Raw genomic sequence first — 21,616 nt, 5'->3', positions numbered from 1 at the left:
TCCAAAATTCTCAAATTGTTCAGTAAGCTAAAATCCTTCTCGCTGTATTTCTCCACGCACTACACGCTTTTGTTCATCTTCGTCTAAAGCGTACACATTACCGCAATTTTCACAAAATAGTTCATTTCCCCAGCCTTCTTTTGCTGGTTTACCGATTTTCCTTTTAGATACTTTTCCATCTTTAGTTATGCGATAGTTGTTACTATGAACGTTATCTAAAACTAATAATTCCTCACTACATTCACATAATGGCTTTTGATACTCCAATTTCTCACCTACCTATTTCATAAAGCTTATTTTTGGCTTTCATCCATTGTTATTGAATGTTTTGCAAGCGAATAACAAACCAAATTTCCTTAATAACTTGTATATATAGAAAAAAATTACTATAAACCAAAATGAAATGACTATAATTCCAGCGACATTAGCGAGAAAATGATATTGTATTAATCCACCAACACCCCAATGGAATGAAAATAACATGACAATTATCCACGGCAAAACCTTGTTTATAATTGGAAAACGTTTATTCTTTATCAAGAATAAATTTATACCAAATAAAATTACTATTAAAAAATTCATTAGATTCACTTCATTTTCACTCCTTCTTACTGTTGAAATCTAATTCGTTAATCGCACGAACAAATGCTACTTCATCACACCCATATAACCCAGACGTATTTATATTGTTGTATTCCACTACTTTTAGACCTTTTTCTGTTTCCGCTATATCAATCACAAAGGCTTTTGCTAATGGAAATTTATCTACTATTTGTTCAACGTATCTTACGATTTCAGCAGAAGGTTTACGAGAACTGTCTAGTTTGTCACCTACTTTGTAACTTGAACCTGTAATTACTTTTTGATTCACTACAAAGAAACGATATTCCACTTTAATTCTTTGTAACGGGGCAATCATTAAAGATTGACCGATATAATGACTACCTTCTTTATTTTCTCGTCCTTGCCAATCCAAAAAGTCCTTTTTGGTAACAGTCATACCAGTAAAAAGTTTGGTATTTCCAGTTGGACGAATAAAAAACTCTTCTGCTATCGGGTAAAGAGTAGAAAGTTCTCCAATGGTGATTTCATTATTTAAAAGTTCATTTCCCAACTCTCTTTGAAAGACTTCAAATTCAAATTGATCAGTCATAAATGAACCAGGTTCTAATTCCATATCTTTTGCTATTATTGCAAATGCTTTAGAACCATAGATCATGATTTGTTCATTCAAAATAAACGCTTGTATTACTTTTTCAGAGTTATCTAACGGTGTCCTCTTATCTTTATCAATAACAGATAGAGAATTATCTTTATTTACTCTGACTAGTAAATAATCTATGGAACATTTCTCTAATGCATTTGAGATTCGGATAATATTTGAAGAGTTGTTCAAAATCTCCTGCACTAACCATTTCATCATTTATTCGCCCTTCTTTATATGGATTTTCTATCTAAAATCGAATGAATTATTTAACAATCCTTTTTATTTTTCTTTCATGTTACTGGAAATATCCTCATTTTGTGCAGCAACTCAACTGTTAAGATGAAATTTCTTCGCTTTTTCTACACTCTCTATAAAGCGTTTATCACCAGTGTTTTCAGCGTAACCTGCAAGTGCTCGTTCGATTTCTCCAAGCACATTGTCATATGCGACAACTTTGTCGCATAGTTGTCCATATCCGGCAGTGTTTTCAAGAGGGAAGATATGTTTAACTTTTTTCCTTTCGTCTTTTAAAAGTTCATCCACTACCTTATACATATGTATTATTTCTTGTTGGTGTTTTAAAGTTTCTATAACATGTTTCAGATTTACTATATCGCTAGGATTGTGAGTTGCTACTGAATCTTCACTTTCTACAGCGAATGTAACATCTTCCAATAATTCTTTAAGATACTCTAACGGCTCTCTAGGCTCCATGTTATTTTCCTATCGTTACTGCAATCTTCTTCTTTCTGACACGAACCTCATATTGTGCAGTAATTTTGACGGAATGTTGATTAATTTTTATCTTCCATTCGCTTATCGGCATAGCCAAAAGATATAGATACATCGTCTACTAAATTCACAATGTCATCGTAACTATCAGTTAAGCCTTGTCCGTCACAAAAATCTTCGTAACGCGCTATCAACGATTTCGTGCATATTTGATAAAGATTCGAATAACTCTTCTAACTTTTTGGCTTGTTTTTTATTTAGTCGTTTACCATGTAAATTTTTCAAAATCCCAACCTCGATACTGATCATTTTTTATCGATTACTCCCTTTCTTTACGTTTTGCACTATTAAACTTAGCTCTAAAACGATCCAAAACCCATTCTCTTTCGTAATGGTTTTCATCAGCAACGTCAATACAAGTTTGTATTACTTCTTCAACAAGTTCATCCATTCGCTCCATAGCCTGCTTGTATACCTTTTCGTCCTCCGACAAATCTTTTTTCCTCCTTCCTCAATATAATGTTTCTTCAACTGAACAATATTTATCAATTGTTCGTATTTTATGAACCTAAAACAACCGTCTATTTTTTGAAGCTCTATTTATTTCTCTATCCGTTGTAGTACCCCAATCAATTCTTTTTTCTAATCTCTATCTACATCTGTATCACCTCTCCTTACCATAAGTTTTAATAATCCAGCAGCCGTTTAAAATCAAACTCTACTTTTGTATACGCTTTAGTATTTTCACCTGTTATTGTCTTGTTTGCTAATCCTGCATTTGCGTGGATTTCGTAGCAAAATAATATTGCATTCATCATTTCTTCCCCCTCAACATAATTGTTCAACTAACCATGCCTTCGAGCAAAAGTTAATTCTAAATTTGCATAATATAGGTCATTTTTTAATCTTCTAATTTCTTCTACTTGTTGGCTAATAGTTCTCTTATAATTGTTAATCGCTGCATCGTTTCCTGAAATATATAGTTTATTAGCATCTCTTGCGAGAGAACGAATCATAGATATTGTGAGGATTTCATTTTCAACTTTTAATGATTGTTTACGAGCTTTTTTAACACACCAAATATGTTTTTCACCGACATAAACACCTATATGTTTAGGAATATCCACTTTCACTTTTTCATACAATTCTTCCGTTAATACAAAATAGTTGTAATGACCAATAAAAGTCTTTTTTGCTTTGCTATAGAAATCTGATACAGAACATTTAATTTCAAAACATCTCCAAATACCTTTAGCATCAACAGTCATGTAGTCAACTCTCTCGTCACCTATTGTAACTTCACAACAACCAAAAGTACCGATCTTTGATGTAGCAACAGAAAGAGCCTTTTCAAGTTCTTTTGTTGTGCTTGTCTTAGCCATTATTAAACCTCCTTCTGGTACAGAACATTTTCTTTCTTATATTACTTATCAATTAGTTGTAAATGTTCAGCTACAAGGTTTCCATCCTTATCGTAGCCCTTCTTGTAGGTAACTTTTATCTTTTGTCCTTCTTTTACTTTGTCATAAAGACTTCTGCTATCAAATTCTTCTTCTATTCCATTGTATTCGATTGTAACGTCATACTCTGCTCTATGATTCGTTGTCTTTGTCACATACTTCCCATCCTGCATAACTCGCTTTGACGTTGTCTTCGGTGCATCGTAATCCTTTTCAATTACTACCGCTTCTACAGTCGTTGACTTGTATTCCCTAACACAACCTGTTAATAACGCAACCATCAATACTACAAGTAAATACTTAAATTTCATAACTACCATCCCTCATTCCTAATATTGTACGATTAACCCTCATATACCAGTGATTTCAAAGTAACCCGTAAGTGCTCGCTCGATTTCTCCATGTGTATAGTCATATGCGGCAACTTTGTTGCATAATTGACCATATCCTGCAGTGTTTTCAAGTGGGAAGAGGTACTTTATTTTTTGGCATTCGTCTTTTACAAACTCATCTACAACCCTATACATTTGGATAGTTTCTTGTTGGTGTTTTAAAGTTTCTATAACATGTTTCAGATTTACTATATCGCTAGGATTGTGAGTTACTACTGAATCTCCACTTTCCAAAGCTTCCAATAAATCTTTGAGATATTCTAACGGCTCTCTAGGCTCTAGGCTATTCTCCTTTCGTTACTGCACATTTCCCTTATATTGGTGCAGTACTAAAATAATGACAATTGTTTATCCTTCGTAACTTTGCTCACTGGAATATTTAGAAATTCATAATACATAACTTCAATTTCCGTTAAAGAATAGCCTAGTATTTCTAACACACCCACAACAGTACTAAACCACTGTTTGCAATAAAATCTAGGTGCTAAATCGTTAGATAGTTCCCAATTAAAATATTGCTCATAATCTCTATCAAAACGTCTAAAATCATTAAAATCTCCACTGCAATCTAAGCTGGACTCCATAAATGACTTAGCAAAATTTCTGTAACAAGTCTCCAGTTTAATTGGAGCTGAATACTCCAACCGGTCATTAACAAGGGACAAACAATTTTTTATAACTGTTAATGCATGATATAGCGCTTTTGAACTTTTAAAAGCTAAATAAGCTTCTTTCAATTCAATCAATCTTTCTCTGTTTGACCTGTTATCTGAAGTAACTTTATGCATATTAATTATGTTCAGAATTGTTCACGCCTTTCTGTACATTTTCTTTCTTTTATTTCTTAAATTCTAAAGATCTTGAATAGGTTTCAGCGTAGTCTTTACTAACCTTCTTTACATCATAAGCATTTAGATAAATCTTCGCTGCTTTTGTTTCCAATTCCGTTATAGCCACAGTCTCTTTAGTAATTTTCAAATGAACCGAAGAACTTTCATCTTCCGTCTTTATAAAAACAATATCTTCGAGAGACAGGACCAATGTTTCTGTATCTGTACTTACTATTGCTTTATCCCACTTAAATTTCTCCAATTTAAAATCAATGCTTTCAAACTTAAAACTTTCATCTTTTATAATTTCTACTTTTGGTATTTCACAAGCAACTAAAAAAATCAATGAAAATGCTGTTAATAAAAATAATTTTCTGAATTTCATTCTTTATACTCCTCATTCTTGTGTTCTTTTACATTTTAGATGACAAATACCAAGCATAAAGAAACAATATGTACCGCCTAATATAAACCCATTTATTTGGGTATCTCTGAAAATATCGCTTTACTTCATCAATCATCAATGTATAGTCACTTTTATTATCTAATCTCCCATTCGACTTCATTTAATGATTAAAGTGTATTTTTTGATGGCCTGTTTTGTGAAACTACTTTTTGAATGTTTTGTAGGAAATAGATTCAATGTTATATTTACCTTGACTTCGTATAATCAGTTAGTTCGTATAAATATTGCCATTCGTCCATAATAAATATTTCTAAGTCTGTTTTAAGGGCGAAATTAAATATAATATGAAATAAACCCGCTCCTAAAGGATCCTTTCCTCCTTTATCTTTCTTAGTCTCAACGTCTAATATTTCGCCACTTTCAAAGTTTGTATTATCGTACTCCCAATTAGTAGCTTCGATAGCATAATATTTTTTATCCTCAACACTTTCAAAAATAAATAATGGTGGTCCATAATCAGTCGTCTTTTCTAAAAATACAAGTTATTTAAATATTATTGGACTTTCCTTATTACATCCGGCGAGGAATAATGATGCATTAATTATTAAAAAAATCATAAATATTTTTTTCATAAAAATCCTTTCCTCCTCAAAATGTTCAGTACCTAACTGGCAAAATACTTAATCATTTGTATACCAATCCATCTACCCATATCTACAGGCACAGCATTTCCAATCATTTTATACGCATCATTATCAGTTCCCTCGAATTCGAACCAATCAGGAAATCCTTGAAGTCTAGCCCATTCACGAACAGAATAAGGTCTAGTTCTCTTACCGTCGTTAATTAAACGAGTCGAGCGATCTTTTGAGTAATGTGCTACACAAGTTGGTGCTATTCCATCTAAATCTGTAATGATTGGCTTGTCCCTATAGTGACCGTCTAAGCGCTTCTGTACATATGCAGGAGTGTAAACTTCTGTTCCAACATCAATAATGTCACGCATTTTTATTGGATTACTATCTGGATAATCTAAGTTGTTAAAAGGTCTTTTAGTGCCAATCACTATTAATCGCTTACGTTCTTGAGGAAGCCATATATTTGCATTGACGGGACACTCAACTCTTACATAATAATTTGGTAGTTTCGTCATACACTCCATTACTACTTGAAACTTTTTCATTCCTGGAACATTTTCAATTACATAGGCTTCAGGCTGAGCAAGTGCAACATGACGGAAAAAATGCAAAAATAAATCATCACCTGTACGTGTACCATGTATGTCTGCAATGTTGCTATATCGTGTACAAGGGAATGTACCGATATATACATCTGCGTCCTGTTGATCTAATACTGTAATCTTAGTAATATCTATTTCATTTACTTTGTGCTTAAAATTTCTTCGTAGAGTGGCACAGGATTTTTTATCAATTTCAAATGATTCAATTACATCAATACCCGCTTCAATCATCCCTAAGTCCATTCCGCCTGAACCACTAAAGTAGCTTTTTGCTCTAATCATATTTGCATCTTCCTTACTACACGTATTCTTCTGTCACTATTCATTAAGTAATGATGGTGCTTTCCCTTCATCTAGTTCTCCATATTCAATGTTCATATCCATATCATAATGGTCACAGATTGCTCGAATAGCCTTTGCTATGAAGTGTTGTTTATTCTCAGAAGCCTCTTGTTCATTTGCGTTATCAAGACATTTACATAAAAGTTCCACAAATTTATCTTGTTCAGCCGAAATTTGCTCGTTCTCTTGAATCAACTTATCGTATTTATCTGCTTTGTCTTTGATTGATTGGAAACTTTCATAATTAATTGTTACTGTAGCGTTATTCATTTGCTTTCACCATCCTTAGTAAGCTATTTTGTATGACACAATCCTCATAATGTTCAGCAACTTATCAACTCAGTTTACTTAAACCAGACTAGGACAAAAAATACGACCAAAAATATACAAAACCCACCAAATAGTGCCCAGAACATACTCAGTAACTTATTTGTTTTATCAGTTTTCATAAAAACATCTCCTGTTTTCATCCTTATTCGCATGTACTCATATTTTTCAGCAACTACAATAATCTTTTGTGTAGTTTCTAACATCTTCTAAAGTGCAAATATCATCACGCATTAGCCCTCTCACAGAAATGTTATGCACATGTTGCAAATCTTCTTTTAATGAGATAATTTCATTTTTTAATCGTTTTACTTCTGCATCATGTTCGCCAATAATGAGTTCGTATTGCTCCCACTCATCATCACAATTACATTCAACAACATATGTTTCTCCAACCGGTTGACAATCACATTTTGTCATATCCATAACAATATCAATTTCATCTGTTTCTAAAAGTTGACGAGCTGTATATGATGATTTAATTACTCGACCACTGTTTTTACTAGTTAACATTATTTCAACCATCTTTTTTTCCTCCTGGTACTGTACAATTTCTTTCGATTGAACCTCATGATTAATCTTCCATAGCTTTAATCACAAAATCTCGTAAACTTAAAGTATCACTTTCTAAATCAGATACTAATGCGTCCATTTCATCATCACTTAAATCCTCTGAGACATTTTCTGCAACAAAAGAGTACAATTCTACACTATCGTTTTGTAATTCAGTAACACGTTCATCAAGCTCCTTTTCACTCATTTCAACAACTCCTTCCTCTGAATAAAATCTTTCTGAAACGAACGTTCATATTGTGCATTAATTATTGAACCAATTATTTAGCTTTTCATTAGAAATTTTAGGTGTTGGCAATGTGTTATTAGCTTCCATTCTATTAACTTCTGATTGAGAAAAAATTATTGTCTTGCACTTGCCACAGCTCATTTCTCCTAAAAAATCTTGAACAAAATCTTCATTTGTTTTACATTTACAACCTCTTTTAATTGCCATTTCCCAAATGGCATTAAGATAATCAATACCTTTAATTCCTAGCATAAATACTCTCCTTTCTTCTGCACACTTTCTTTCAATTTTTCACATTAGAATTCTTCATGTGCCTCGCTAAATCAAACCAAGATTGCATGCTATTAATATCTTTTTCACTTGCTCGTAATTAGATCCTGGAAAACGCTTATTCCGTTCACGCACAGTTTCAATTGTTTAGTAACTTAATCTCCAATTTGGTTCAATCGTTCGTCGTCCATAAACCTTGCGACCTCTACCATTTTCAACTTCTGTCACTTCAAACCATTGCCCTGTTTTATCGTATTTAATTACATCACCTTTTTCTGGTTTGTAACTGAATGAAAACACCTTTTCATCCTTAACATAAAACGGATACATGTCACTCACTCTCCTGTACAAAATCTTTCGTGTTTACATTATCGAATGCCCATTAAAATAGTTGTTACTCGTTCACCAAAGTCAGTCATGTTTATTTCTTCATCATACATCTCTTGGGCCTCATCTTTGATTTTTTGAAGAGTTACAGCTTGTTCTATTAACCACTCAACCAACTGTTCATCTTGGATATCAGTAGTGCACTCATAGTTACCTTCAACCGATGATTTTAACTCTTCTGCTCGCTCTAAATAATTATCCATTAAATAACCTCCTGCACATTTCTTTCCTATAATAAACACTTACCATAAAGACAATTGTTTAAAATCTTGATTATTTGTTACTTTAGCTTGCTCAGCAACGTATAAGTTTTCAATCTGTTTTGTCTTAACGGATACAGTTGCTATGGTATCATTGTGATTCCCCCCATGAGCTACAAGTCGAATACGATTGATATGAAAAACATCTTTATTATTCATTCCACCGCTATTCCATCCACACGAAATAGCTTTACCTCCTACTCGTAGAATTCGGGTGATTTCCCTTTTTAAATTACTCCAATAGGATGCTCTTGTGAGCTTCCCACCTTGAGTATCTAATCCTACTGATTCATAGGCTTCTTTTACTTGACGGGGAGAATATGGGGGATCGAACAATGCAACATCAACAGATTCATCATCAAACAATTTCAAAAATTCTAAGGCATCCATATGATAATCAGTTTCATATTTGTTACTCAAATCATTTGTCAGGTGAGCAAAGCTATTGTTATTTGCAAATGGATCTATTATTAATCCACCTATTAATTCTTCTTTTAAAAGGTCTTGTATAGAATGGATTTCAAATGTATTTTTATTTGGCATATTCCAAGTTCGATCCATTGTTAGCTCCTGAACAGAATACGAATAAGGTTCAATTAGGTCTAGAAGATTATCTATACTATGAAATTTAATATTTTCTTCTTTTTCTACACATGAAACGTAAAAGTCATATGCGTAAAATTGTGTACAGTTTACAAAGTCTTCATTAGGTGCTGGCGCTTCTTCATCGTCTATATTTAAAGCCCAATCTGCAATGTAATACTTTCCAAAATGTTCAACTTGTTCAATTGGTCTATCAGTCATAATACTGCCCCAGTAATTAAATTGAGCCGCACCTTCTTTGAGGATTGCATCTGGGAAATGCTCGTCATCTTCGGGGTGAGTTAAATCATAAAAATAAAACCCATATAACCGTTCTAATTTTGTAAAAGAAGACTGTTTGGCAACCATCTTTATTCCTTCAAATTCAAACTGTATATACATTTCCATATTTATCACCCTTCCTGTACATTTTCTTTTGATTAATCCACATATCAATTACTGTAAAGATGATTGTAAGTTCCAACAAAAATGTATAATAAATAAAATGGTAATAAAATCATTACTGGCCCACCGATTAAAATAATAAAACCCCTTCACTTATTCAATCTATTGCAAGAGAATTTTAAAGCAACTAATACCCATAGATACAAAAATGACAATAGTGAATAGGTAGACAAATCGAATATTGCCATTACTATTTTTGTATTTTTTTATTCCGTTCAAAGTTCCCATGATTCCCACAAAAAAGGATAATGTGTAAAAGAAAATCATCATAGTTTTGCTTATTCCTCCACCTTTACTGTTATTTAAAATAGAGATTATGTATTGATACATTTATAAACATTCTTCGAAACTTCTTCTAGAATGATGTAAGAAACTAATAGATATTCAGGATCTTTTCTTTTAATCAAATGGCGTTCTGTATCGTTATAAAAACATATCGTAGAATTAGACTCACCAACTAATGTAATTTTCCTATACTTCAAACCTTTATAACTGATTGCATCAACATTACTCAATTCCATATACCTTAAATAATTGATGTTACTTAATTTTCTAATTGCCATAATCCTGCACCTTCTTTAATTGCTATTGCTTCTGCCGCTTCAAATTCCTTTAAATATCGTGTATTTGGCGGAAATACAGCTACTTTAGCCAGTCCCTCTTTTAAAAGAAGTTCTTGCACAGACTGGTCATTTACGTACACATAACCCAAAAACCTCCCATATTTATCATATTGAGCACCTTCATCTGCCTCTATTGTTATCCTCTTTGCGGATTCTAATAGTTTAGTTGTACGTGCTTTGGCTTCCTCTGCATATGGTTGCGGTTTTCCAGTTTTTTTGTCTGCCATTTCTGGGCTTTCAATAAGTAAAAAGCGGACTTTTATTTGCTCCTTTTCTTCATTACCAATACCTCTTATTGTTTCAAAAACAGCTGTATCCCCGTCAGATGCCCATAAATATTTCACTTCGATTTGATTTGATACTGTGGACTCTTTAACCGCTTTGTTATTTGAAGCGGACATTGCATTTTCATTCACCTCATAGCTGATGGGCTGCTTATTTTCAATGTCAATATTGTCTTGGTATCCACACGCCGACAATGCTAAAGTGAGTAGGCTAATTTTAAGTACTTGTTTTGAACGCATCATATTTCCTCTTTTCTTTATATTTTCTATTACTATCTAAGCATGATTAATGGATTTTGAAAAAAAATGGAGCAAGCATACTCTTTGAATCTTGAATTAGTCCCATATTGAAGGTTCAACTATTCAACTACGTGACTTAAAATGGATAAGAGCTCATTTTCTTTGAACTAGTCAGTTATAGTTATTAACTTCTGTTTCAGATTTTACCTCTCTGACTACCATATAAGAGCCCTTAAAGTTTTTAGTTTTTATGAAAACAAATAAGTTGTACTAGCCTTAAATAAGTTTAAAAAAAGGCACAAAAAAACACCGCATAGCGAATAAACGCTAATACGGTGCTTCCGTGCTTAGTTGTGTGTTTAGATATAGATGTTTGTATATTTAATTATATGATGCTTCTTATCTATTTTCAAAGGTTTATTTTGCTCCAACTTCCTTTAGCACGACATGGGATTAAACAAAGCATTATTTTTAGGTTTTATCATGTTAAGTAGTATCTTTTCTTCAAAAAAGTACAAATTCGTAATTAAATACACTTAACGAATTATGCTTAATGGAGGCCCTTGCGAATAAATTGCAAAGCTTCTTTATACTAACAAATAAATAGGTTTACGGAATAACTTGTGCCTTATACAACATTCAAGTCTAGGATATACCCCTTTAAAACATGCGGGTTGGCTTTTAAATCAAACGTGAACATCATATATTTAATCTAATTTCGTCTCAATCAGCAGTGTTTTAAAATCCCTTTTAATTTTTTCCTTTTGATTTTTAGTTACACAAATTTTAAGAAGAAGAAATTTCTTTGTGAAAAAATCAATGGCATCTTCTATAGCTTTTTCATTCCAAGATGGATTCTGCTTTATAAGGTATACATTTGTTTTGCCACTCAGATATCCATTATTCACATTAAATGGATTATTAAATTTCACTACATAGAAATTATTAAAGTAATCCACTAAAATATCCGCATCTTGTCCCAGCAATTCGAATGCTATAGTATTAGCTCTTAATTCCGACATTAGATATTCTAATGTCATGGCAGGTAATACAATAATATTTAACCAAGGTTTCCGTATCTCATTAAATTTGGCATGTACTAGCTCGTGAGCTAACACATATTTAGTTCGATAAGGCTGTTCATACCATTCAGTAACAGTACCCAAATCAATACAAATACCCTTTCTAGAATAAGAACCACTTTTTCCTCTCTGCCAGTTGTTAAAAGAAAGGGGTACATATTTATTAATACTTAGCATTTTTTTAAAATCTTGCATTTCTTCTTCAATTGCCTTTTCAATTAGTGAATTGTTTACCATTATTGATCCATCCTTTTGTTAATATGGACTTAAAAAATAGAAAACCACCTTATATGGTGGTTTGTTTTTTTGCAAGCTACGATAGATTGACATGCTGTAATATACTTGTTATCAATAATTATAACATCCATTAGTAAATATTCGAAAAAAAGATTGAACAAAACAGGAGATGAATTCCATATAAAACGTTGAATTAACAATGTTTAGAAGATTTTTCGAACAAACTTTTTTATAAAAAATAGGCAACTGTAATAAGTTATATCATTGGTTTTAATCAGTCTTTTTTATAAAACCAAATTTTTAAATTCTTCATCGTATCTTACTATATGAACGGGTTTATACTTTTTCAAAATATATTCATTTGCTTCTTCTTTATCATCGAAAGAACCATCAATATAACCATTTATAGTAATTTTCAAATCCGAAAACTCGTACCTATTATAACCTTCGTCGGGATTACAATAAAAAACCACATACTTATTATCAAGTAATTTAAGGTCTACTGAAATCGCTAATCCTTCACTACTAGGACCTATAAAAAATTCAGCAATACTCATGAAAACTCACTCCTTTTGTTCAGTCTTTTTTATAAATCTACACTACTTCATCCTGCAGCGTGATTTTATTTTTTCCTGTATTCTTAGAAATGTACATACGCTCATCTGCTGTCTTTAATAGTTCATCAACTGAACCCTGTCCAACTGCTATTCCGATTGACATAGTGATGTTTATTTCTTTACGAACCGCTTCTAAAATTTTTTCAGCAAGGCGCTCCGTAAACATGGTATCTGTTACAAGACCTATTAACTCTTCTCCTCCATATCTACTCGCAAATCCATATCCGTTTAATACTCTCCGCATAATTTCACCGGTTTGTTGTAGAACAAGATCTCCATGTTCATGACCTTTTTCATCATTTAACTTCTTGAAGTTATCGATGTCACAAAAGATGATTCCTATTTCTTGCTGTCGAGCTAATTGTTCTGCCTTTTTATATAGCCAGCGACGATTATATAACCCTGTTAAAGCGTCAGTAATAACATTGTCACTTGCTTGTCGTAGCATACTTAAAAGCTGTGATGTATGTTGTATATGATTAAGAGCAAAGTATACCGTTGTACCAGCCCAAACTATGCTATCTGTATTAGTAGTAATAGTTAGAATAGCGGAGAGTACGATAATAAGTATCCCAAATCGTTCATTGAATTCACTGTATCTATAGCCACCATAAACTAGATAGAGTAATAGGATAATTAATGCCATTCCTTTTATAAACGGAATGAATGTAGCTACTAATAGTGTAGCTATCAGTATTTTTGTTAAAAGCAGTTCATTCATTAACCATGGCTTTATTAACTCCACTAGAAATAAACTTATTACTAAAAAAGGAATGTAAAAATTTAATTGTAAGGGTAGCCACACGTAAATACTAGCTGAAATTATTAATAATATTTGGCTAATTAACAGTAACATGTTCTCTTTTCTTGCATTTTTCAAACTTATGGCCAGGTTAAACTTCAACCTTATGTATTGATATAAAGCACTCATTACAATAGCTAGTAATGGCATTCTTCTCTTCCCTTCTCTTTATTTTGTTTTAGCCCTTATAAAACTGGGTCCATCCTAACTGTATATCCTGAAACACCTAACATAACGTTCGCTTGTTGAAAGCTTCCCAAAATACTTTTGTGCCTCTTTAAACATTTCAGGGACTGCTGTATCAACTGCCTCTTGAAAATCCTCCCGCATTTCATCACCTTCCGTTACTGCACAATTCTTTCAAATATTAAGCTTTCATACGTAACCAGCATTTATAGCACAATTGATTATTGTGTTCTTCAGTATTTTTTCTAGCTGACCATTCAATTTCGCAAAACTCACAATTGTATGCTTCAAATGGCGAATCTTCTAAGAGTTTGTTTGCTTTTTGCAACGTTTCATTTGAAAAGATTTTTTCACCTTCTTTATATTTTGAAATAATCAATTCTGCTTCATTGATCCTCATTGTGTCCCATCCCTTCTTCTTAAAATCCTCTTTTCATTCAAATAAGCATTTATTCGTATGCGTTTTTCTTTGTCGCTCAAACCTTGCTTTGTCCAGTTTTCACAAAGCTTTTCAAGTTCATTCTTTTGCTTTATAGCTTTATAAATATCCATGTAAATACCCCTTCCTTTTGCTGAACAATATTTATCAAATTAGAAATAGTTTTATTCTGTATACGATACATGTACGTTATTACTAAAGCTCCTATTGCAAATTGAATTATCCAATGCATTAATAGAAGTTGTATTGGAGTATCTACTAATATTAAAACGCCTGTAGGAATAAAACAGCATAATAATCTGTACTGAATAAAATTTATTTCTAATTTCATTCATTTTATTTTTAATATTTGCAATAGCAAGATTTACTTCTTTCTGTTTCTGCTGTTGTTCATATTTTCTTAATTTCTTTACGATGTCATTTGCAGTATCATTCACAATTCTCCTTTCTATTAATTTTTCATTTTGCTCATATTGTTCAGTTAAAATATGCGTTTTACTGTTGCCACTTCTGCTACTTGTAATGTCGTATTGTTTGCCATTTCCTCAATTTCCTGCAATGTGTATTCCCATTCGATTTCAAAAGGAACATGTGAATCAATAAACTCAACCACTTTATCTGCACCTTCGATATTAGCTTTTCTTTCGTTTACTAATACTTTAAATTTCTTCATTGTGATTCCCCTTCCTGAATAAAATCTTTCGAATAATTCTTAAACCAACACTGCGTCAACTGGCGCGCTATGGCGATATGATAAATACATTTCGCCTTTTACTAATCCTTCCATTGCTTCTTTTAACGATTCTTCACTTTTAACACTTATCCCAAAAGTTCTGTTTGATGGACCACAAACTCCGTAATCAGTGTCAACGATTGTATATTCATTACGGCTTTTTGAAGCAGCAATAATAAAACGTACATTTTTTATTAAAATTTCGAAGTTTTTCGTTTTACCTTCCTTGAATTGAATGAATTCACCAACTTGTTTTTCTTTTAATTGGTCACATAAAGCTTTTAAGCTTTCATAATCACGATTGACTCCCATATTGGCTTCCATATATAAAAATTGGAATCGGTTGCTATTCCATTGTTCTTCGAAATAATTTTTAAGTGCTGTTGTCATATTAGTTACCACCTTACTTAGATTTTTCACCTTCATTATCTTCATACGCTGTGCGTAATAGCTCGCTTGTAACCTCTGTACGCTTATCTTTATGGGCTGCTACAAACTCTTGTTTTTGTTCAACTGTTTCACCTTCAAACGTAATACCCAAAAACGTTTCAATCGCTTTTACTTCAAAATTAAGAGCATCTAATTGCCATTTCTCCATTTGTATTCTCCCTTCTTTAACTGCACATTTTCTTTCCTTTACGTTCTTTTTGTTTCCACAAGGAGCTCTGTTGCACTTCGAACCATAATATTGAGAACCAAATACTCTTTGCCTTTAACGGTGAACAAGCTACCCTCGCCCAAGGTTTTTTCAGTTTCCAAAACGGCACTCAAAGGGTATTCACCGACAAATGAAGCATTGCAAATGTGTTTAATAATGGGCTGATTTTTTAAGCGTTCTACCTCAGCAATTAGCGCTGGCACATCTTCACGAGTATGAGCAATAAATTCAGCGTCATTATGCGATAGTGTTACTGTACCTAAATAATTAAAACCATCTTTATTCCAAATACCTCGTTCTTCCTCATCATACTGCCAAGGCCCTGGTTCAGCTTTCGCCACACGTTCTTTAATTGCATTTAATCGTTCTTTATTCATTGTTATTCCCCTTTCGACTGCTGCACATTTTCTTTCGATTAATACTCATAATGTTTAGTAACTACAATTGGTCTAAAATGTCTTTTACTTCCTGTATTTCGTTCTCTGTTAATGATTGTGTTATTGAGTTCATAGGCTTTCTTGTTCCCTCTTTTTTTAAAGAATAGTCCTGTATCCCTTGCGTTAAGATGATTAACTGAACGATAACTTTTCAACATTCACGACATCATATATCATATTTTCATTGTTCTTTAATTGTCCAATTACAAAGCCACAAGGAAATACTTCTCGACCTGCAGCAATCGCCTCATCTTTCTTTTCAAAAGGTTCAGGTTCCCATACCAAATCTTTACTGTGTGCGTATGTCCAATAACCTTCATAATTCTTCATTTCAGTTTGTGCTCCTTCTTTCAATTCCCTACCCAATATACCTTCCATCATTTTAACTGAAAACTGTTTTAACATATCTATCACTCTCCTAGCCCATAACGAATTGAACAAATAAATAAGAACCCGCTTCAAACACCCCCATAGCCATGTTAAAATTTCCATGACAAAATGGTTAGTTTGAAGCGGGTTCTTCCCGTTTGTTAAATTCTATTGATATTATCTTATCAAATCACTTAATACTATACAATAGTCAAAGTCTCACAACTAATTTCACATATCTCAATGCCATTGATTAACTTCCATGAGTGAGACATTTATACTGAACCTTTGTACTACTAATGTTGTATGTTTTTCAAATATGCTATTAATAATGAAAACCTATATACTCAAGTACTATCAATCTTTATACATTAATTCAGTATACGTATCACCAATTGGAGTTGCAGTTTCAGAAATATAAGTATTGATTACTGTACCCATAGGATTTTTCACTACATTTTTTACTTTGTGATATATTACATCTTGATTTCTCTTTTACATTAGATAATGAAAAGAAAATTCTTACCCTTTCCTATACAACTTCAAAAGGAAGTACAACAAATAAAAAAAGGCTATTCCTTATCGAAAGTAAAAAAAAGAATCAGTATGAGGAAATAAAACTATTGAATAATGATAATGAGGATGGCTTTTTGGGAGTGTATACTAATTAAGGATATTAGCCACTCAATTTTGCTGAATTGTTATTTTAATTAATGAATATTACAATAAAGTTGTGAACTGTTAATCGTTTTTTCGCAATGCTTTTTTTATAAAAAAAGTTGAATACTGTATGTTGTTTAAAATCGCTACATAAACGATTTCAAACAACATACTTCACTATTAAAATAGCTAGTATACAACTTTATTGTTAGTTAACACCTTTTAGAGTGTTTTACTTTACTTAGTGCGTTACGCTTGATTTGAAATCTTCTAAAGAAGATTGATCAGCATGATAGAAAATCATGTCACCCTCCTCAAGATGAAAGTTATTACCATAGCTATCTACAAAGTTTGATGTGAATCCTTCCATATCAGTCCACTGACTCATGTAATATGCGTCATAATAGTGTAGATACGGATTATTAACATCACCTTCTTGAATAGTCTCAATGTCGAAATTAACGATAATATATCCATTATTTAAGAACAAAGGATGATTTTCATTCAGCATCCCTACACGTCCTGCTTCCTGAACCGAAGAATTCTGCGGCACAACATATAGTTTTGCTGGCAAGCTATATTCGCTATACCATGTTTGTTCTTTAGAAACGACTTCTTTTGGTGGAATCATCGTATCTTGAGGTACCTGGTTTTCCAATGGACCCATATAAGTACGAAGTTTCCAGTTTAATATTTGCCATCCATACGGGCCTGTTTGAGTAGGCTCTTTAGACATATGCTTCATGTAATTACGTGCAAACGCCGTTTCATAAAATTCGTTTTTAGTCTCTTCTAAATTGAAACGATCTGCAAAATTATAATAATGGCTTGCGTTATTTGCTAATTCATTTTTTGGCACATTTCGTAACGTCTCATTTAATGAAACTGTACGGTATGTCTTATCTTTATCCGAACCAATTTTAACGAAGTAGTTGTTATCATCATGGTAATACAAGTCTACTGGTTGGCGGTTTCTACCGTCTTTCGACACATGATAGAATCTTGGTGTAATACGGATTGCATCTTTGATACTCTCCATGTCTCCTTTTGTCTTCATGTCGAAGCGGAATTTGTAACCTGTTTTCACGGCTACATTTTGGTATCCATCTGGATGACTACCATGACGTACTGGAAGAACAAATGGATTATTGTTACCTCTTTTATCTCCATCGATGCCTTTTAACCCTACCCAATAAGAATTATTGTTAGGTGTAACACCATCACTTTGTCGGAAAGCAGTCTTCCAGTTATAATCCGTTATGTCTGTTATATGAAGATCATATAATCGACCAACCACATCAACCTCGATGGAATCTGTTGCGACGTGCGCAGCTGATAATGAGCCTGCAGGTGGTACATTAAATGCTGGATTAGGAATTGTAATGTTAGCATGATGCTCAGACCCACCAAAGTCACCGTCTGTTAACGCATTTATCGCGAACGCTCGGAATTGAATTGTATACTCTCCTTCAGGTACCCATACAGGTAAGAAGAAGTCGGCTGTTAAACTTTCTACAGGAACCGTAATCCACGTATTTGCTGGATAGAAACCTTGTTTTGTGGCTGTGTAAACATCGAATGGGAACATCACTTGTTTTTCTTTGATATATTTCGCATAGTCACGATTACCGTAACCAGGAATATCACGGTGTTGCCCCCCTGTTGGCATTGTCACTGTGAATGGTCGATCCAAAATAAACGCATGTCTATCCTTATCAGGGTCAGCTGGATTTGAACGTATCGGAGGTTTAATCCGTTGATCGTGTTCTTTATCGTCTGTAGCCTTTGAATAAATAACTACGGGTGTATGGACTGTGACTGGATTCACGTCAAAAGGAAAGTCTTGAGCTGTAGCTGAATTATCGATAGAAAATACAGGTTCGTAATGTACTTTACCTGTACTCGGTGATTCAAAGTAGTTTGTCTTTAACGGATCAATTTGTAGGCCTGTTTGTGCCATGTCAATCATGCCAGGGTCAGGTATCTCCGTTGGTTTTGGTCCGTTTGTTACTGTACGTACATTATCCATAATGATTTTGCTTTTGAATTCTGCACGGTCATTTTCAACTTCATTATCTCCAATTTCTGCTTCTGCAGCAGCTGTCGCTTCGCCTGTGATATCAGGTACGCTTGGTCTAGAACTACCTCCATCTATTGATTCTGAAGGTAATACAATTTCAACACACTCAGGCGGGAATACGTGATCTTCTACAACATCACTATGTAGACCATCAGCTGAAACATCAGTTATAGCATCTATTTTCAGTAACCCACCTGGCAACGCGTAGTTCGTAAATTCAGAGTGTGTTAAATTCCAAATGTTATATTTGAGAATTTCCCAGTAAGTAAACGGTCTTTCAATACCGTTAATAGCCACTTCCTTATCTTCACTATCTGAATGGGATGTATAGTGAGTATCTCCATCTGAATCGGTCCATGAAGTTTCCCAAGTTAAATCAAAATGTTTCGATACCTTAATACCGTTAAATACTGACTTCCCTGTCCTTTGTACAAAGTCCTGTTCATAGGTGTATTCCTCACTTTGAGCATCGGCTCGTAAATATTCACTTGATGGGATACCTTGTACTACATCAAATTCACCGCTATCTGAGCTAATGCTACCGCTCGGACTCGGTTCCATTAGACTTTTTATTAAAGCTTCGCCATCCGCTTCTTTTACGAATATAACTTCACAGGATGCTGGTGTTACTTCAGGTTTATCAGAGCAAGCTGGATCTTTATCATTAGGGTCACAACCTACTGAAAATTTAATTGTAGCTTTTGCGTAACGTTTTACTTGATCTTCAATATAAAGCTCAGCTGTGTAGAGTCCTTTTTGAGTAATACTCGGACCAGGTACCCCGTCTTTTTCCCAATAGCCGGCTTCAGCTTGATTCGGCTTTTTAGGATTTTTCTGCGATTTATTCGAATTAAGGTTAGTTTTAATCGGTGAGCCTACTTCACTTCCATCATTCTTTTTAATAGTAATTGTGGTGTCTACCTTTGTACGATTATCTGAAACGTACTCATATCCATCCATTGTGAATGAAATGCTATCACCAACTTTTACCTTATCTTGCTTTAGTTTAAAAGTTACAATGTCTGGCCAGTCAGTTCTTAATACACGTAACCATGTTGGGTTGATAGAGTTAAAGTCATCATTCCCTGTTACATTGTCTGCTGCCCCACCTGCTTCATAAGCTAGATCGCGGATATAATAATATTTATTTCCATATGACTCATAAGTATCAGGATTTACTATGTCACGTCTTTCAACAGCCGTTGCCATATACTCGGGGTTACCATTATAAACGTTTTTAAAATCATCTTTACTTACCCTGTCAACATCGATAACATTTCGAGCTGTAGAAACATCTTCGGTGACCAAATGATAAAACGCTTGTCCTTTATAGGCAGCCGTAATTTTAGAACGGTCAACTCCTGTGTTTTTGAATGGAACTTCCACAGTAAATGATGTATTTTGGTTACTCATTGTAGATTTATCAAGAAAAGAATCTCCATATTTTCCATCATACAGTGTTGGATAACGGTATCTTCCTAAAACATGTTCTCCTACTGTATCGTCAACACGTTTTAATAACTTACCCCCAGCTAAATTATCTTCTTTTAATAATATTTCATGGTTGAAGTATGGTAATGTCCCATCTGGGTCTGCTTCAGATGTTACGACACCACAAATTTTAAAATTTAAACCAACTGGCTTGATTGAACCTACAGTTAGGTTTAATTCTTGAGAATCCTTGTCGTATCTATTTCGGGAGTCATAAGCACGAACATAGAAAGATACTTCTTCTTTCATAGAAACTTCATAAGGAACAGTTAGTGTAGCTTTTCCATTTGAAGTTGGGACATTATCCCACTTTTTTAATGTTGAAGCGGAATTCTTATCTTTCACATATACTTCTACATATTTTATCGGAGCCTTTTCGTCGCTTTGTTCTACTTCAATTTCAATATTAATTGCTTTTTTTATGGGGTAGCACCCTTTTCCATCTACAGGTTTTTCTTTGACTGCAAATTTGGTGATTTTAGGTGCATCTCCAGGTGCTTTAACATAGATTTTCCCGTTTGTATATTCTGATGTTACACCAGAAGCAGAAATAATATCATCGATTTTTAAGCGATCATAGGCTGTCTTAGGTGATGGTGGTGCCATATTGTAAGTAGATATCTTTCCAGAAGAATAATCACCAATAACTTGATGCCGCTCTCCACCAAAAGCATCTACCCAATCTCCAATACTACCAGGATTAATCATAGTAACAGTTGCACCACTTGAACTTTTATAGCGATACGTATTCCCTATTGTGGCATTTGTAGTACTATTAACAATTTCTGTATACCCATCAAAATACCAAGTCGAACTACCATCTAAACTCGGAGTAACTGTTAGTGGCGTTGAACTATCTGTAGAATTTGGTGGTACGTTAATAGCAGCAAATGCACTTTGGGTCACTGCAGAAAAGAAGATTAGTATGGCTAGAAAGGTAAGCCATACCTTCTTCTGTGATTTTATGAGCATTTAA

At 33.6% G+C, this 21,616-nt stretch carries 30 protein-coding genes; all 30 read right to left on the bottom strand.

Annotation, left to right across the window (positions count from 1 at the left end; translation table 11 throughout):
• Positions 1-27 precede the first annotated feature (27 nt).
• The 30 genes from ACOMCU_RS16285 to ACOMCU_RS16140 all read right to left on the bottom strand — a co-directional run bounded on the left by ACOMCU_RS16285 (position 28) and on the right by ACOMCU_RS16140 (position 21,612).
• Positions 28-267, bottom strand: a complete 240-nt coding sequence (locus ACOMCU_RS16285; RefSeq protein WP_421050739.1) for a hypothetical protein — start codon at positions 265-267, stop codon at positions 28-30.
• A gap of 331 nt (positions 268-598) precedes the next feature.
• On the bottom strand, positions 599-1,423 hold the full coding sequence (locus ACOMCU_RS16280) for an ATP-grasp domain-containing protein (RefSeq protein WP_421050738.1): 825 nt from the start codon (positions 1,421-1,423) through the stop codon (positions 599-601).
• 111 nt (positions 1,424-1,534) lie between these two features.
• On the bottom strand, positions 1,535-1,921 hold the full coding sequence (locus tag ACOMCU_RS16275) for a hypothetical protein (RefSeq protein ID WP_421050736.1): 387 nt from the start codon (positions 1,919-1,921) through the stop codon (positions 1,535-1,537).
• Between the two features lie 337 nt (positions 1,922-2,258).
• Complete coding sequence (locus ACOMCU_RS16270) at positions 2,259-2,432, bottom strand: hypothetical protein (RefSeq protein ID WP_421050735.1); 174 nt, start codon at positions 2,430-2,432, stop codon at positions 2,259-2,261.
• 193 nt (positions 2,433-2,625) lie between these two features.
• On the bottom strand, positions 2,626-2,754 hold the full coding sequence (locus ACOMCU_RS16265; protein ID WP_421050734.1) for a hypothetical protein: 129 nt from the start codon (positions 2,752-2,754) through the stop codon (positions 2,626-2,628).
• Positions 2,755-2,784: 30 nt separating this feature from the next.
• Entirely contained in the window at positions 2,785-3,321 is a 537-nt protein-coding gene (locus ACOMCU_RS16260) for a hypothetical protein (protein WP_421050733.1), read from the bottom strand.
• A gap of 41 nt (positions 3,322-3,362) precedes the next feature.
• A complete protein-coding gene (locus ACOMCU_RS16255) occupies positions 3,363-3,710 on the bottom strand; it encodes a hypothetical protein (RefSeq protein WP_421050731.1) in 348 nt (115 codons plus the stop codon).
• A gap of 39 nt (positions 3,711-3,749) precedes the next feature.
• Positions 3,750-4,025: a hypothetical protein gene (locus ACOMCU_RS16250; protein ID WP_421050730.1), complete on the bottom strand. Its 276-nt coding sequence runs from the start codon at positions 4,023-4,025 to the stop codon at positions 3,750-3,752.
• Positions 4,026-4,120: 95 nt separating this feature from the next.
• Positions 4,121-4,528, bottom strand: coding sequence for a hypothetical protein (locus ACOMCU_RS16245; protein ID WP_421050729.1), 408 nt, complete (start codon positions 4,526-4,528; stop codon positions 4,121-4,123).
• A 100-nt stretch (positions 4,529-4,628) separates the two neighbouring features.
• Entirely contained in the window at positions 4,629-5,006 is a 378-nt protein-coding gene (locus ACOMCU_RS16240; protein ID WP_421050728.1) for a hypothetical protein, read from the bottom strand.
• Positions 5,007-5,691: 685 nt separating this feature from the next.
• Positions 5,692-6,549 carry a DNA cytosine methyltransferase gene (locus ACOMCU_RS16235; protein WP_421050727.1) on the bottom strand — a complete coding sequence of 286 codons (858 nt, stop codon included), beginning with the start codon at positions 6,547-6,549 and terminating at the stop codon, positions 5,692-5,694.
• A 36-nt stretch (positions 6,550-6,585) separates the two neighbouring features.
• On the bottom strand, positions 6,586-6,879 hold the full coding sequence (locus ACOMCU_RS16230; protein ID WP_421050726.1) for a hypothetical protein: 294 nt from the start codon (positions 6,877-6,879) through the stop codon (positions 6,586-6,588).
• 225 nt (positions 6,880-7,104) lie between these two features.
• A complete protein-coding gene (locus ACOMCU_RS16225) occupies positions 7,105-7,461 on the bottom strand; it encodes a hypothetical protein (protein WP_421050725.1) in 357 nt (118 codons plus the stop codon).
• A 49-nt stretch (positions 7,462-7,510) separates the two neighbouring features.
• The gene (locus ACOMCU_RS16220) at positions 7,511-7,696 is read right to left on the bottom strand and encodes a hypothetical protein (protein WP_421050724.1); all 186 of its coding nucleotides are present in this window, start codon (positions 7,694-7,696) and stop codon (positions 7,511-7,513) included.
• Between the two features lie 57 nt (positions 7,697-7,753).
• The gene (locus ACOMCU_RS16215; protein WP_421050723.1) at positions 7,754-7,990 is read right to left on the bottom strand and encodes a hypothetical protein; all 237 of its coding nucleotides are present in this window, start codon (positions 7,988-7,990) and stop codon (positions 7,754-7,756) included.
• Positions 7,991-8,155: 165 nt separating this feature from the next.
• A complete protein-coding gene (locus ACOMCU_RS16210; RefSeq protein WP_421050722.1) occupies positions 8,156-8,338 on the bottom strand; it encodes a hypothetical protein in 183 nt (60 codons plus the stop codon).
• A 38-nt stretch (positions 8,339-8,376) separates the two neighbouring features.
• Positions 8,377-8,598 carry a hypothetical protein gene (locus ACOMCU_RS16205; RefSeq protein WP_421050720.1) on the bottom strand — a complete coding sequence of 74 codons (222 nt, stop codon included), beginning with the start codon at positions 8,596-8,598 and terminating at the stop codon, positions 8,377-8,379.
• 39 nt (positions 8,599-8,637) lie between these two features.
• Positions 8,638-9,645, bottom strand: coding sequence for a hypothetical protein (locus tag ACOMCU_RS16200; RefSeq protein ID WP_421050719.1), 1,008 nt, complete (start codon positions 9,643-9,645; stop codon positions 8,638-8,640).
• Between the two features lie 601 nt (positions 9,646-10,246).
• Positions 10,247-10,849, bottom strand: coding sequence for a thermonuclease family protein (locus tag ACOMCU_RS16195; protein ID WP_421050718.1), 603 nt, complete (start codon positions 10,847-10,849; stop codon positions 10,247-10,249).
• A 707-nt stretch (positions 10,850-11,556) separates the two neighbouring features.
• On the bottom strand, positions 11,557-12,168 hold the full coding sequence (locus ACOMCU_RS16190; RefSeq protein ID WP_421050716.1) for a hypothetical protein: 612 nt from the start codon (positions 12,166-12,168) through the stop codon (positions 11,557-11,559).
• Positions 12,169-12,452: 284 nt separating this feature from the next.
• On the bottom strand, positions 12,453-12,725 hold the full coding sequence (locus tag ACOMCU_RS16185) for a hypothetical protein (RefSeq protein ID WP_421050715.1): 273 nt from the start codon (positions 12,723-12,725) through the stop codon (positions 12,453-12,455).
• Positions 12,726-12,762: 37 nt separating this feature from the next.
• Positions 12,763-13,737 carry a GGDEF domain-containing protein gene (locus tag ACOMCU_RS16180; RefSeq protein ID WP_421050714.1) on the bottom strand — a complete coding sequence of 325 codons (975 nt, stop codon included), beginning with the start codon at positions 13,735-13,737 and terminating at the stop codon, positions 12,763-12,765.
• A gap of 217 nt (positions 13,738-13,954) precedes the next feature.
• Positions 13,955-14,173 carry a hypothetical protein gene (locus tag ACOMCU_RS16175; RefSeq protein ID WP_421050713.1) on the bottom strand — a complete coding sequence of 73 codons (219 nt, stop codon included), beginning with the start codon at positions 14,171-14,173 and terminating at the stop codon, positions 13,955-13,957.
• Complete coding sequence (locus ACOMCU_RS16170) at positions 14,170-14,325, bottom strand: hypothetical protein (RefSeq protein ID WP_421050712.1); 156 nt, start codon at positions 14,323-14,325, stop codon at positions 14,170-14,172. Before ACOMCU_RS16170 ends, ACOMCU_RS16175 begins: the two co-directional genes overlap by 4 nt.
• Before the next feature lie 368 nt (positions 14,326-14,693).
• Positions 14,694-14,885: a hypothetical protein gene (locus ACOMCU_RS16165; RefSeq protein WP_421050710.1), complete on the bottom strand. Its 192-nt coding sequence runs from the start codon at positions 14,883-14,885 to the stop codon at positions 14,694-14,696.
• A gap of 39 nt (positions 14,886-14,924) precedes the next feature.
• Positions 14,925-15,335 carry a hypothetical protein gene (locus ACOMCU_RS16160; protein ID WP_421050709.1) on the bottom strand — a complete coding sequence of 137 codons (411 nt, stop codon included), beginning with the start codon at positions 15,333-15,335 and terminating at the stop codon, positions 14,925-14,927.
• Positions 15,336-15,348: 13 nt separating this feature from the next.
• On the bottom strand, positions 15,349-15,543 hold the full coding sequence (locus ACOMCU_RS16155) for a hypothetical protein (protein ID WP_421050708.1): 195 nt from the start codon (positions 15,541-15,543) through the stop codon (positions 15,349-15,351).
• A gap of 38 nt (positions 15,544-15,581) precedes the next feature.
• A complete protein-coding gene (locus ACOMCU_RS16150; RefSeq protein WP_421050707.1) occupies positions 15,582-15,980 on the bottom strand; it encodes a hypothetical protein in 399 nt (132 codons plus the stop codon).
• Positions 15,981-16,172: 192 nt separating this feature from the next.
• Positions 16,173-16,445, bottom strand: a complete 273-nt coding sequence (locus ACOMCU_RS16145; protein WP_421050705.1) for a hypothetical protein — start codon at positions 16,443-16,445, stop codon at positions 16,173-16,175.
• An 865-nt stretch (positions 16,446-17,310) separates the two neighbouring features.
• Positions 17,311-21,612, bottom strand: coding sequence for a DUF5704 domain-containing protein (locus tag ACOMCU_RS16140; protein ID WP_421050704.1), 4,302 nt, complete (start codon positions 21,610-21,612; stop codon positions 17,311-17,313).
• Positions 21,613-21,616 lie beyond the last annotated feature (4 nt).

Source organism: Lysinibacillus sp. UGB7 (assembly GCF_049058285.1).
Classification (GTDB): domain Bacteria; phylum Bacillota; class Bacilli; order Bacillales_A; family Planococcaceae; genus Lysinibacillus; species Lysinibacillus sphaericus_B.
The sequence above is the reverse complement of the archived record's forward strand: the minus strand, read 5'-3'. Positions and strand labels throughout refer to the sequence as shown.